At 68.9% G+C, this 12,123-nt stretch carries 13 protein-coding genes; 7 read left to right on the top strand and 6 right to left on the bottom strand.

Features of this window, described 5'->3' with window-relative positions:
- Positions 1-51: 51 nt before the first annotated feature.
- The 7 genes from IRX98_RS18310 to IRX98_RS18280 all read left to right on the top strand — a co-directional run bounded on the left by IRX98_RS18310 (position 52) and on the right by IRX98_RS18280 (position 5,472).
- A complete protein-coding gene (locus IRX98_RS18310) occupies positions 52-540 on the top strand; it encodes a transposase (protein ID WP_224279227.1) in 489 nt (162 codons plus the stop codon).
- A 781-nt stretch (positions 541-1,321) separates the two neighbouring features.
- Positions 1,322-1,768: a MerR family transcriptional regulator gene (locus tag IRX98_RS18305; protein WP_224279225.1), complete on the top strand. Its 447-nt coding sequence runs from the start codon at positions 1,322-1,324 to the stop codon at positions 1,766-1,768.
- Between the two features lie 2 nt (positions 1,769-1,770).
- Complete coding sequence (locus IRX98_RS18300; protein WP_224279223.1) at positions 1,771-2,772, top strand: bile acid:sodium symporter; 1,002 nt, start codon at positions 1,771-1,773, stop codon at positions 2,770-2,772.
- A 69-nt stretch (positions 2,773-2,841) separates the two neighbouring features.
- On the top strand, positions 2,842-3,507 hold the full coding sequence (locus IRX98_RS18295) for a DsbA family protein (protein WP_224279221.1): 666 nt from the start codon (positions 2,842-2,844) through the stop codon (positions 3,505-3,507).
- On the top strand, positions 3,504-4,091 hold the full coding sequence (locus IRX98_RS18290) for a vitamin K epoxide reductase family protein (RefSeq protein ID WP_224279220.1): 588 nt from the start codon (positions 3,504-3,506) through the stop codon (positions 4,089-4,091). The genes IRX98_RS18295 and IRX98_RS18290 overlap by 4 nt, the downstream gene beginning before the upstream one ends.
- A gap of 14 nt (positions 4,092-4,105) precedes the next feature.
- A complete protein-coding gene (locus IRX98_RS18285) occupies positions 4,106-4,885 on the top strand; it encodes a cytochrome c biogenesis CcdA family protein (RefSeq protein WP_224279219.1) in 780 nt (259 codons plus the stop codon).
- Positions 4,882-5,472, top strand: a complete 591-nt coding sequence (locus tag IRX98_RS18280) for a TlpA family protein disulfide reductase (RefSeq protein ID WP_224279218.1) — start codon at positions 4,882-4,884, stop codon at positions 5,470-5,472. Before IRX98_RS18285 ends, IRX98_RS18280 begins: the two co-directional genes overlap by 4 nt.
- Before the next feature lie 33 nt (positions 5,473-5,505).
- Here the strand turns inward: IRX98_RS18280 and IRX98_RS18275 are convergent, their stop codons facing one another.
- The 6 genes from IRX98_RS18275 to resB all read right to left on the bottom strand — a co-directional run bounded on the left by IRX98_RS18275 (position 5,506) and on the right by resB (position 11,984).
- On the bottom strand, positions 5,506-6,468 hold the full coding sequence (locus tag IRX98_RS18275; protein ID WP_224279217.1) for a M56 family metallopeptidase: 963 nt from the start codon (positions 6,466-6,468) through the stop codon (positions 5,506-5,508).
- The gene (locus IRX98_RS18270; protein ID WP_224279216.1) at positions 6,465-6,830 is read right to left on the bottom strand and encodes a BlaI/MecI/CopY family transcriptional regulator; all 366 of its coding nucleotides are present in this window, start codon (positions 6,828-6,830) and stop codon (positions 6,465-6,467) included. Before IRX98_RS18270 ends, IRX98_RS18275 begins: the two co-directional genes overlap by 4 nt.
- A complete protein-coding gene (locus IRX98_RS18265; protein ID WP_224279215.1) occupies positions 6,827-8,833 on the bottom strand; it encodes a bifunctional copper resistance protein CopD/cytochrome c oxidase assembly protein in 2,007 nt (668 codons plus the stop codon). The genes IRX98_RS18270 and IRX98_RS18265 overlap by 4 nt, the downstream gene beginning before the upstream one ends.
- Before the next feature lie 44 nt (positions 8,834-8,877).
- Positions 8,878-9,507, bottom strand: a complete 630-nt coding sequence (locus tag IRX98_RS18260) for a copper resistance CopC family protein (protein WP_224279213.1) — start codon at positions 9,505-9,507, stop codon at positions 8,878-8,880.
- 96 nt (positions 9,508-9,603) lie between these two features.
- Positions 9,604-10,509: a cytochrome c biogenesis protein CcsA gene (gene ccsA, locus IRX98_RS18255; protein ID WP_224279211.1), complete on the bottom strand. Its 906-nt coding sequence runs from the start codon at positions 10,507-10,509 to the stop codon at positions 9,604-9,606.
- On the bottom strand, positions 10,506-11,984 hold the full coding sequence (resB, locus tag IRX98_RS18250) for a cytochrome c biogenesis protein ResB (RefSeq protein ID WP_224279209.1): 1,479 nt from the start codon (positions 11,982-11,984) through the stop codon (positions 10,506-10,508). Before resB ends, ccsA begins: the two co-directional genes overlap by 4 nt.
- Between the last annotated feature and the right edge of the window lie 139 nt (positions 11,985-12,123).

Below are 12,123 nucleotides of genomic sequence, written 5' to 3'. Positions count from 1 at the left end.
GCGCAACCGAGGACCGAAGTGGAAGAGCCGGCACCGGCCGGAGACCGAGCCATGCCCCGACCACCGCACCCGCCGGCATTCACTAGGAATCACCGACCCCTGATCACCCTCGGTGGATCAGGGCTGAAGAAGCGGCACCGCCACCAGGAGTTCCTCGCCTTCTTGAAGCAGATCGAGCGGACCTACCGCGACGTGGTCGACGAGGACGGCAACCCGGTCCAGTTGCACCTGGTGATGGACAACTACGCCGCGCACAAGCACGTCAACGTCCGCGCCTGGTTGGCCGAGCACCCCCGGTTCAAGATCCACTTCACCCCAACCCACGCCTCATGGATGAACCTGGTCGAGGTCTGGTTCGGCATCGTCGAAAGACAGGCCATCCGCCGCGGCGTCTTCACGTCAGTCAAGGACCTCAACACCAAGATCCGCGCCTTCATTGACGGCTGGAACGACCGCTCCCACCCCTTCGTCTGGACCAAGACCGCCGACCAGATCCTCGCGAAGGCCAACCGCTCAACTACTTCAAATCCGCGCCACTAGTTGGGCACGAACAGGCGCGAATCGTGGCTCATCCTCCGAGCCGACTGCGATTCGAGTCACGCCGCGCTTATGTCCCGAAAACGCCAGCACAAGCCGGCTGATCCGAGCAGAAAACGTCAAGATGATCTGGAGCCGACACGGCGGGTTGTGCGCATCTGTGCAGGTCAGAGCACACATCGGCAAGTGGGGTCAAAAGCGCCAGCGGCGGAACGCACACGCGCTGGAGGTCCAGAGGTCGCTGGTTCAAATCTCTTCCGATCCTCCTCTTCGGATCCTCCCCCCGACCTCAAGTGTCCGATCTCTTATCGGCGCCGAGGCGGTCTCTGGATGGCTCTGGAAACCGACTGCGGCGACCTCGTTGACCCGCGTGGCCAGCAACCTTCAGGCAGGCGCACGCACACGACGAGGAGATGCGCTTCGCGGCGGAGACTTGAAGGTGTCCATAAACAGGCCAGAAACTCTGTCAAGGGCTGTCAACCAGCGTCAGCGCGACACCACTAGACGCCAGCGTTTGCCCAGTTCAAGTGGCGTTTATCGGCAGAGAGCGTCAACTGGCGTCATGCGCTCATCGCACTCGCGGCGGCATCGGAGGGTTGTTGGTTCGAGTCCAACCGGGGGAGCAAGAGAAGGAAGGCCTCCATCTGGGCACACGCCCGGGTGGAGGCCCTCCTGTTTGAGCTGCCGGCAACGGACGCCGAGCACGCCGGATCCGACATTTCCTCGAGAACCTCCGTCTGTGGCCACTGGACCTTCGAGTCGACTGGAACCTCTACGCTCGGGTGTGCGCATCTCCGAAGTCGCGGCCAGGTCAGGAATCGCTGCGACGACACTCAGGTACTACGAGACCGTCGGCCTGCTCGACGCGCCGCGCGGGGCCAACGGCCACCGGTCCGACGACGACTCGGCGCTGGAGCGCTTGTCGTTCGTGGAGTCGGCGAAGCATCTGGGCCTCTCGCTGCTGGAGATCGTGGACCTGCTGGCCGCGGTGGAGGGACAGACGTGCACCCGGGTCCGCGAGACGCTGCACCCGAAGCTGCGTGACCGGCTGGCCGAGGTCGACCGGCAGGTGGCCGGGTTGAGGCTGTTGCGTCAAAGGCTGGTGGCTGCCGCCTCGAGTGTCGCTGCGTGTCCCGACAGCGTGTCGTCGTGCCGGAGCGAGTGCATGCTGGTGCGCTCCGGGCGCACCGAGAACGCTGCTGGCGATGTCGGTTGTGGCGGTGAACTGTGACCGTGACGATCCGGTCGCGGGCCGCGCGGGTAGTGGTCTGGTGGGACGAGCGCCAGGTGTCGCTCTACCTCGTTGCCATCGCGGCGGGCGCCGTGCTCGGCCTCTCAGCCCCTGGCGCGGCCCCGACGCTGGAGCACGCCATCAACCCGGTGCTGGCGCTGCTGCTGTTCGCGACGTTCCTCAGCGTCCCGCTCATCGAGGTGGGACGCGCGCTCGGCGACGTGCGGTTCCTGGGGACGGTGCTGGCGGGCAACTTCGTCGTGGTCCCGCTGCTGGCCTTCGGGCTGTCGAGGGTCGTGGCCGACGACCGCGCCCTCGTGCTGGGAGTGCTGCTGGTGCTGCTCGCGCCGTGCATCGACTACGTCATCGTGTTCACCGGCCTGGCGGGTGGTGCCCGCGCCCGCCTGCTCGCCGCCGCGCCGCTGTTGATGCTGGCGCAGGTGCTCCTGTTGCCGTTCTACCTGTGGGTGTTCGCCGGCCGCGAGGTCCTTGACGTGGTCGACGTGGGCCCCTTCGTCGAGGCGCTTCTGCTGCTCATCGTGGCACCGCTGTCCGGCGCTGCACTGGTGCAGGCGCTCGGACGCCGCTCCAGCGCCGGATCGGCGGCCGAGGACGTGATGGCCGGTGCCATGGTGCCCTTGATGGTGGCGACGCTAACGGTGGTCATCGGCTCACAGGTGGCTGCTGTGGGCTCTCGGGCTCTCGACCTGGCAAGGCTCGTCCCCGTGTACGCCGTGTTCGTGGCGGTCGCGGTGGCTCTCGGGATGCTCGCCGGCCGCGCAGCCCGCCTCGACGTCGCGGGGACCCGAGCGGTCGCGTTCTCGTTCGCGACCCGCAACTCGCTGGTCGTGCTGCCGCTAGCGCTGGCACTTCCGGCCGAGCTGGACCTCGTTCCGTTGGCGGTGGTCACACAGACGATGGTTGAGCTCGTCGCCATGGTCGTCCTGGTGCGCCTGGTTCCGCGCCTGGTTCCGCCGGAGCGCCAGCCCATCCCGCCCGTCTGAAGCCCGCTGCAAGGGTTGCCGTGCACGGCTACTATGCTGCTTAGTAGCAATCCCAGGAAGGCAGAAATCGTGCGCAAGCAGACCCGAGTGGCCATCGCCGTCGCCGTGACCGTATTCGTCGCCATCGTCGGCGTGTTCGCCGTGAGTCAGGTCAGGGGCGGTGACGAGCCTGCGGCTGCTGACGTCTCCGCCGCCATCGCCGATGGTGCGATCGTGCGGGAGGACAGCAGGGTTCTCGGAGAGGAGGGGGAGAGCGGGGTGACGTTCGTGGAGTTCCTCGACTTCGAGTGCGAGGCATGTGGCGCTGCCTATCCCATCGTGGAGGACCTCCGCGAGAAGTACGCGGGCGAGGTGACCTTCGTGATCCGCTACTTCCCGCTTCCCGGCCACGTCAACTCCGGACGTGCCGCGCGCGCTGTCGAGTCGGCCGCGCGACAGGGCGAGCTGGAGGCGATGTACAGCATGATGTACGAGACCCAGGAGGAGTGGGGCGAGTCCCAGGAGCCGAAGGACGACCTCTTCCGCAGCTACGCCGAGGACCTCGGCCTCGACATGGACCAGTACGACGCGGACTACGCCTCGCAGGAGGTGGAGGAGCGCGTCGCCCGTGACGTTGCAGACGGAGAGTCGCTGGGCGTCGCAGGCACCCCCACCTTCTACGTCGACGGCGAGCTCTTCGAGCCCCGGACCGTCGAGGACTTCTCGTCCGTCCTGGACGAGGCACTCGCCGAGTGAGCACTGATCGACGCCTGGCTTGGGGGCTGGCGAGCGGCGGTCTGATCGGGCTCCTCGCCGCTGCGGTGCTGCTCATCGAGCGCGTCAGGCTCGGAGACGACAGCACGTACGTCCCGACGTGCAGCATCAATCCGGTGCTGAGTTGCGGATCGGTGATGGAGACCACCCAGGCCGCGTTGCTGGGATTCCCCAACCCCATCATCGGAGTAGCCGCCTTCCCGGTGGTCGTGACCACAGGTGTCGTGATCCTCGCTGGTGGACAGCTGGCGCGCTGGTACTGGGTCGGTCTCCAGTTGGGCGTCACCGCTGCGGTGGGGCTGGTCGCCTGGCTGGCGTTCCAGAGCATCTATCGCATCGGCGCGCTGTGTCCCTACTGCATGGTGGTCTGGGCCGTGGTCATCCCGATCTTCTGGTATGTCACGCTGCGCAACCTGGCGCATGGGGTTCTGGGGCAGCGGCTCCGGGGCAGCCGTGCCGCGGCACTCGCGGGGGAGTGGCACGCGCTGCTCCTCCTGGTGCCCTACCTCCTGCTGATCGGTTTGATCGCGCAGCGCTTCTGGTCCTACTGGTCCACCCTGCTCTGAGAGGCTGGAACACGATGGGCGGAGTGCAGGACGTCATCCTGGACGGGTCCATGCTGGTGGCCCTGCCCGTGGCACTGGTCGCGGGCCTGCTGTCCTTCTTCACGCCGTGCTCGTTGCCCTTGGTGCCCGGCTACCTGTCGTACGTTGCAGGGATGGCCGGAACCGAGTCCGAGGTCGCCCGCGAGCTTGCTGGCGGTTCCCCGGCCCGCAGGTTCCGCACCGTCACAGGCACGGCGCTCTTCGTGCTCGGGTTCGCCGTCGTGTTCGCCAGCTACGGCCTGGCCTTCGGGTCGCTGGGATCCAGGCTTCTCGCGCACCAGGACGTCATCGTGCGCGTGGCAGGAGTGATGACGATCGTCTTCGGCCTCTTGTTCGCCGGCGCCGCCGGTCGGCTACCCGGCGTCGGGCGCACCTTGCGGCTGCGTCTCACCCCTCGCATGGGCCTCGCCGGCGCCCCCCTGCTCGGAGCCGTGTTCGCGATTGGATGGACCCCTTGCATCGGGCCCGCGCTGGCTGCGGTGCTCACCTTGGCCACGACCACAGCAACGGCTGAACGCGGCGCCGTTCTCTCGCTCGGCTACGCCGTCGGACTCGGCGTCCCCTTCCTGGTCACCGCGATGTTCCTCACCCGCGCCACACGAGTCTTCGCCTGGGTGCGCCGCCGGTCCACCACCATCACCCGGGCCGGTGGGCTGCTGCTGGTGGTGGTCGGCCTGCTCCAGGTGTCGGGCGTGTGGTCCCGGGGCGTGGCCGCGCTCCAGACGCTCATCGTCGGCTGGCAGGCGCCGCTGTGAGCCCCCGTGCGCGTCGAGGCGTCGTCCTCGTGGGCATCGTGCTCGTCACGGCATTGTTGACGTGGCTCTTCGTGCGCGCCCTGAGCGTGGACGACGCGGGGGCATCGGGTACGTCCAGCGACACGCCTGATCTCGTCCAGCAGTACGCGCCGGGGGAACGGCCGAGCCTCGCTGCCTTCGACGTCGACATGCTGGACGGGTCCACCCTCAGCGACACCGACCTGCGCGGCACGGTGACGGTCCTGAACGTGTGGGGGTCGTGGTGCGGGCCGTGCCGCGCCGAGGCCCCCGAGCTGGTGGAGGCCGTGGAGACGTTGGGCAAGCGCGCCCAGTTCTACGGCATCAACGTCCGTGACAGCGCGGACGCCGCGCGCGCGTTCGAGCGCGCGTTCGACATCCCCTATCCGAGCGTCCGCGCGGAGGACAGTGGCACCGCCATCCTGGCGTTCCGTGGCGTGCTGACGGCAGCGGCCGTTCCCAGCACCGTGGTGGTGGACGCGGACGGGGGAGTGGCTGCGAGGGTCATCGGACAGGTCGACGCCTCGACCCTCATCGGCCTGGTCGAGGACGCCACCACGGCAGATTAGTGATCGCGGCACGCCGGATGGGGAAGGTGCGCCTCAGCCGCTGATCGACAGGTCGACAACTGTGCAGCAGTCACGTGTTGCGGCCTCGACTGCGGGGGCCAGCGCCAGGCCCAGGGGCATGGACAGGACCAACGCCGCGCCCGCCCCGGCGACGACGCCCAGACCCCGGACAGGACTGCGGGTCGTTGCGGTGAGCCGTCGGACCCGGACCAGGGCCGCCGTGTCGCTGGCGGCGAGGGCGAACTCAGGGCGGACGCCTGTTCCCAGCGCCACGATGGCTCCCGCCAGCGCCCGACGATCCGCGGGACTGGCGGCGGTGTCGTCGGCCGCCATCTCCAGCAACATCGCGATCTGGGTGTGCGAGGTGGCGAAGAGCGGCACCCACGGGAACGTGCGAGCGAGCGCCCCCGAGAAGGCCAGAGCCAGGTCGTGGCGGGCGCGCAGGTGGCGGCGCTCGTGACCGAGGACCATCTCGCGCTCGCGATCGTCGAGCAGCGCCAGCGCCGCAGAGGACAGCACCACGGTGCCGTTCCCGGTGCCCGGAAGACAGTAGGCAACCGGAACGTCGTGCTCGATCACGGTGAACCCACCCGGGTGGCGACGTCCCACCAGCTCCAGGGCGTCGCGCTGCGAACGTCGGGCTCGCCGGGTGCGGACGAAGCTGCGGACGGTCGTCACTGTGAGCATGGTGGTGAGGATCGCCACCACCGTCACGCCGGCGAGCCCGGGCCAGACACCGGCCGGGGTCTCGTAGTGCTCGACGATCGTGAGAGTGTGCGCGCCGAGCAAAGAGGCGAGCGAGAACCGAAGTGGCAGGAACGGCATGGCGAGCGCGGTCGCAGCCAGGAGGATGGATGCCACGACCGACGTCGAGAGCGCCTGCCAGCCGAGCACGGCCACCCGCGGCGAGCGTGAGACCCACGGCTGGCTCAGCAGCCGACCGCCGAGCACCGAGGCGCTGGCGGCGAACACGGCCAGCAGGAGGGCCGCGGTCATGTGGGCTCCTCCGCCCGCTCGGACAGGGCGGCAAGCAGCTCGGCGGCCTCCCCGGCGTCGAGCCTGCCCACGAGGTGCATGAGGGCAGCCGTGCGGTCCTGGCTGTCCGACAGCACGTCCTGCAGCACTTGGGCGGTGTGCTCGTCGCGGGTGGAGACCGGCGTGTAGAGATAGGCTTTGCCCTGCTTCTCCCGTGCCACCAGACCCTTGGAGTGCAGGTTGTCCATCACCGTCATCACGGTGGTGTAGGCGAGCGCGCGTTCCTGCGTGAGGGCACCGAGCGTCTCCCGCACGGACACGGCACGTCCCATGCTCCACAGGTGCTGCATCACGGCGGCCTCGAGCTGTCCGAGGTGTCTCACTCGAGCTGCTCCTCCCTGCTTCGTCGTGGACTGCGAGGCTCTATCGTAGGAGGTGTCGGGCCGTGCGTCAGGTCCGCGCCGCCCAGCCGACTCAGGTAGGCGTTGTACGCGTGGAGCTCCTTGTCCCGGTCGCGCAGCTCGTTCCTGTCGAACCGCCGCCGCTCGCGACCGTCGGCGAGCACCCAGCCCGTCAGGAGGGTGCCTCCCATGACGATGATCGGGTACTCGCCCATGAGCCACCCGATCTGCGCGCCGAGGTACTGGTCCTCGAGCGGTGAAGGCCCCCAGGTCCGCCCGAGCGACCCGAACCAGTCGGCCGCCAGGACCGTCGAGCTGGCCATCAGGCTTACCGCGAACAGGGCGTGGAAGCCGAACGTCACCATGATCAGCAGGACTCGCAGCGCGTACGGGGGTCGGTGCAGGCCCGGGTCGGATCCGATGACGCTCTCCGCGAAGAGGTAGCCGGTCAGGAGGAAGTGCAGGGTCATGACGACGTGAGCAGTGTGCGACTCGAGGGACAGCTCGAACGCCGAGGAGTAGTAGAACGCGACCATGCTGACGACGAACATGCCAGCCGCGACCACGGGATGGCCCACGAGGTGCAGCGGGAGCGACCGGGTCACGCTGGTCAGCCACTCACGTGGACCCCGCGATCCGTCCGTACGACGTCGGAGCACCCGCATGGCGAGCGTGATCGGGGTGCCAAGGACCAGGAAGACCGGTACGGCCGTGGCGATCGTCATGTGCTGGACCATGTGCATGCTGAACAGCACGCGGCCGTACGTGCCGGGCGCGCCGTTGGTCGCCCACAGGAAGAGCAGGCACCCGACGAGCCAGGACGACGTACGCCACCACGGCCATGAGTCTCCGCGGCGACGCAGCCGCGTGACTGCCCAGACATAGCAGCAGATCCCCGCCACGCCGAGGGGCAAGAACAGGGTGTCTACGTCCCATGCCGTGAACCACGTCGACGCATCCAGCGGCCCGGGCAGCGTCCTTCCCAGCAGTGACTCGGCCGCAGTGAGCGGCTGCGGAGCCCCCTGCGGCGCGGGCGGGGAGGTGCGGCTGAGGGCGACACCCAACCCGGCGGCGGCGGCCAGCACCACGACCTCGAGGCTGACCAGCCTCGCGAAGGCGCCTCCGGCGCCGCTCGCCAGTGCGGCGACCGTGCGGCGACGGTGCCACCAACCCGCGATCCCCAGCAGCACCACCGCAGCCAGCTTGAGGGCCAGCAAGACACCGTAGGAGGAGAGGGCCGACGAGAGTGACGGAAGCCTCAACCAGGCGCCGAGCAGCCCGGACACGCTCACCAGCGCGAGACAACAGGCCGCCAGGGTCGAGTAGCGACGCACCGTGACGAGGAGGGTGTCGCCCAGTTGCCGACGTGCCAGCACGAGCGCCACCAACCCCCCGAGCCAGACGCTGGTTCCCGCCAAGTGGAAGAACTGGAGGTTGACCGCCTCGTCGTGGTTGGCCGTGCTGGCTCCGTGACCGGTCAACGCCATGGGCCAGAGCGCCAGCAGTGCCAGGACGGCTGTGACCCCCACTCCGCCGATGCGGGCGGACAACGCGCAGCCCACCGCGACGAGCAGGGCGAGCGCTGCCCCCCACACGCCGTACAGACCGAGCTCGAACCCGAACGCGAAGAAGATCGCCTCGCTGGTGAACCCGGGCGCTCCGACGGAACTGCCGGAGGCGTCGGAGTAGACGAACGCGACCAGGACGATGCTGCTCGCTGCCCAGACGGTGGCGGACAGCTGCGCCCATGACACCAGACGTGAGCGCGCAGGCCCGAGGTCGGACGCCTCGGTCCCCGACGGTGGCGGCACGCAGGTCGCGACGACCACCAGCACGCCCACCGTCACGATGGAGGCCAGGTCCCGCACCACCTGTACCGCCGGCAGGCCCACCCGGGTGAGTGCCCCGGGGTCCGGCAGTCCCACGACTCCGAGTGGGGTGAGGGCTCCCGTCATGGAGGCCGCGGCCAGAGCGACTGCGATCATCACGACGGGTGTTGCGACCAGAGCCAGCGACCCGGGCGGTCTGCTCATGCGGACCGGTCCCTGTCACGTCCGACCAGGCGTACGGTCGCGCCCACTGCGCCGATCACGAGGAGAAGCGCGCCTACCCCCAGAGCAGCGATGGCCCACACCGTTCGACCGGGCTCTGAGTCAGATCCTGCTTCGGTCGTCCCGGCTGGACCCCGGTCCGCCTCGGCGCCGGGCGGGTCGTCGGCCGGAGCGGAGGAAGTCGGAGGCTCTGCCTGCGGGGCCCGGACCGAGAACCGGGTGCTGCCCACCACCGGGTGCCCGTCGCGGGACACGACACGGAAGGTGACCGTCCACCTGGTCTCGCCCGTGATGGGGATCGCCAGTGAGCCCGGGACTGTCGCCGACAGGATGCTCGGTCCCGCTCCGCTCGTGAGCTCGAGCGAGGTGCTCGCACCGGTGCCGAGGCGCAGGGTGACGGTGCTCAGCCGTGGATCCATCTCGTCGGAGAATTCCAGGAGCAGCCGGGAGGGCATGTCGTCGAGCGTGGCACCGTCCTCGGGATCGGACCGGACGAAGTCGGTGTGTGCTCCTGCCGGTGCGGCGAGGAGCAACGTGCCTGCGACCGTGCCGAGGAGGACCGAGAGCACCATGAGCAACGTCCCGCGGGGGCGGGTGTGGGTGCTCACCACTTCGCCCGTGACACGAGGTAGAGCACCACTGCGGTGCCGGCGGTGGCGATCAGGCCGAGGATGATGGTCGAGATGGTGTTGCTGTCCATGTCGTCACACTCCTGCGTACGAATGAAGTCCCGGGATCCACAGGTTGACCCCGAAGAAGTTGAACAGGAAGGCCAGGAACCCGGCGATCGCCAGGTAGCCGGCGCGTCGTCGCCAGGCTGCCGTCGACAGGGCGTGGAGGTGTGCGGCGTAGAACACCCACGTGATGAACGCCCAGGTCTCCTTCGGGTCCCAGCCCCAGTAGCGGCCCCATGCGTTCTCGGCCCACACCGCTCCGGCGATCACTGCGAAGGTCCAGATCGGGAACGCAACGAGGTGCACGGTGTGCGCGAGTTCGGCGAAGTGGTCGTCGTCCCTCGAGCGCCCGCGGCCCTGAAGCACCAGGTGGGCAACCGTGGCCAGCGCGCCGACGGTGAAGAGAGCACCGGCGGTGATCGCCGCCGCGACATGCACGACCAGCCAGCGCGAGTTCAGGACAGGCACCAGGTCGTCCACCGGGGTGTAGAGCGACGTGACCGAGACGCCGAGCAGCACCAGGACGGCCGCGACCATCCAGGCGGAGAGACGTCCGACTGGTCGTCCCCGCTGGTACAGGAGGAAGGCCACTGCCACGGCCGCAGATCCGGTCAGCCCGAACTCGTACATGTTGCCCCACGGGGCGCGACCTGCTGCCAGTCCCCTGGCGAGGACGGCGAGGCACACCACAGCCGTGCCCAGGAGCGTCAGCAAGGCCCCCGAGCGGGTGAGGGATCCTATCCCCGGCGTGGCCTGCACCTGCGGCCGCACCTCGGGGTGCGCCCGGCCTGATGGAGACACCAGCTCGCGTGCGCGAACTCCTCTGGTGCGGGCGAGCGCTGCGTCCACGGCGTAGACGACCAGGGCCAGGGCGAACACCGCCAGGGCAGTCGACACGAGGCCGTCGGACACGCGTGCCAGGTCGAGGGTCGTCATGTCTCCTCCTTCCGCGCCCCGGCATCCGCCGGAGACAGGCCGATTCTGGTGGCGAGCTCGTCCAGCTCGTCAAGTGGTACGGGACGCCGGGACAGGGACCGCGCGGCGAGCTCGATGGTCCCGTCGTCGTTGACCCTCACCCACGTGCGTCGCCGCGGCACGGCCAGCGACGCCGTGAGACCGACCATCAGCAAGATGGCGGCGAGCAACGAGACTTCCTTGCCCGGGTCCCGGGCGATCTGGAAGTTGGCGAATCGCGAGAGGCCGTCGAAGGTGACGGATCCGAGCCCGTCGGGCAGTCGGACGGTCTGGCCGGGTGCGAGCGAGGCACGCCACGGCGTGCCGTCCCCCCGGCGCACCTGCTCGAGATCGGTGAAGTCGAGGGCAAACACCGACTGGGTCGATCCGTCGTCGAGTCCGAGGTCGCCGGTGTAGGCAGTGAACTGGACGACCGGGTTGACCTGGTCGGGAAAGGCCGAGACGTCCTTGCCGTCCGTGCCCTCCACTGCCGTCGGGAGGAACAACCCCTGGAGGGCCAGTGAGGTGGGCCGCGCGTCAGGAGCCTTGATCACACCGTCGGAGGTGAAGGCAGGGTCCACAGGCAAGAAGATGGTCGGCCCGGAGGAAGCGATGTCACCGTTGCCGTCACGCACCGTGAGCTCCGGGGCGTACCCGTGGCCGGTGAGGAAGAACTTGGTCCCGTCGATGTCGAGAGGCTGGTTCGGCCGGATCGTGAAGGATCCGTCGCCCTCGTCGATGCTGGAGTAGGAGACGGCCGCCTCGAACGCGCGGGGTTCGCCGAAGCGAGCACCCTCGGTCTCGAACTCCGCCTGGAAGTCGTCGAGGGTGAGCTCGAGGGGTTCCAGACCGGGGAGGTCGGCCCACGGTCCCGGTGAGAGCGCGTCGTAGGAAGAGGAGACGTTGGCAAAGGTCACCCCCTCCACCAGTGCGACGCGCCCCTCGTAGCCGAGCAGCTTGCCGCCGGCGACGCCGAAGAGGAGGACGAGCAGGGAGAGGTGGAAACCAAGGTTGCCCAGCTCCCGCAGCCGGCCCTTCTCAGCGCGCACCTCGTGCGAGGTGACGCTGACGCGGAACCTCTTGGCGCGCAAGTGGTCAGCTGCGGCACCCAGGGCCTTCTCCGCCGACTCCACCCGTCCATGACGGTGCCCCACTTCACGCGAAAGTCGGCGCGGTGCGGGCGGCGGCTCGGAGCGGTAGTCGTGCCACAACTGAGCGCACCGCGGCACCACGCATCCGGTCATGGACACGAGGAGGAGGACGTACACCGCGGCGAACCAAGGGGCGCTGTAGACGTTGAAGAGCGACAGGCGGTCCAGCCACGGAGCGAGATCGGGATGCTCGCGCGCGAAGTTGGCGACCGCCGCCGGGTCACTGGCGACCCCCCGCTGGGGAAGCACCGAACCCGGCACGGCGGTGAGTGCCAGGAGGACGAGCAGCACGATCGCAGTTCGCATCGAGGTCAGTCGTCGCCATCCCCAACGGGCCCACGCCGTCAGCTCGGACGTGCGCGGGCGGTCGTCTGGCGCTGGCGCGGGCGGGACCGATCCCTTGCCGTGCGACACCTGTACGCCATCCATGGCTACATACTATCGG

The sequence above is a fragment of the Nocardioides lacusdianchii genome, from assembly GCF_020102855.1.
Lineage (GTDB): Bacteria > Actinomycetota > Actinomycetes > Propionibacteriales > Nocardioidaceae > Nocardioides > Nocardioides lacusdianchii.
This window is presented reverse-complemented; position numbering and strand designations above follow the sequence as displayed.

What these genes read in the sequence shown, in the direction of transcription:
- IRX98_RS18265 (WP_224279215.1), bottom strand. Translation starts at nt 8,833, where the DNA reads ATGATCGCAGTCGCTCTGGCCGCGGCCTCCATGACGGGAGCCCTCACC.
- resB (WP_224279209.1), bottom strand. Translation starts at nt 11,984, where the DNA reads ATGCGAACTGCGATCGTGCTGCTCGTCCTCCTGGCACTCACCGCCGTG.
- IRX98_RS18275 (WP_224279217.1), bottom strand. Translation starts at nt 6,468, where the DNA reads ATGACCGCGGCCCTCCTGCTGGCCGTGTTCGCCGCCAGCGCCTCGGTG.
- IRX98_RS18285 (WP_224279219.1), top strand. Translation starts at nt 4,106, where the DNA reads ATGGGCGGAGTGCAGGACGTCATCCTGGACGGGTCCATGCTGGTGGCC.
- ccsA (WP_224279211.1), bottom strand. Translation starts at nt 10,509, where the DNA reads ATGACGACCCTCGACCTGGCACGCGTGTCCGACGGCCTCGTGTCGACT.
- IRX98_RS18310 (WP_224279227.1), top strand. Translation starts at nt 52, where the DNA reads ATGCCCCGACCACCGCACCCGCCGGCATTCACTAGGAATCACCGACCC.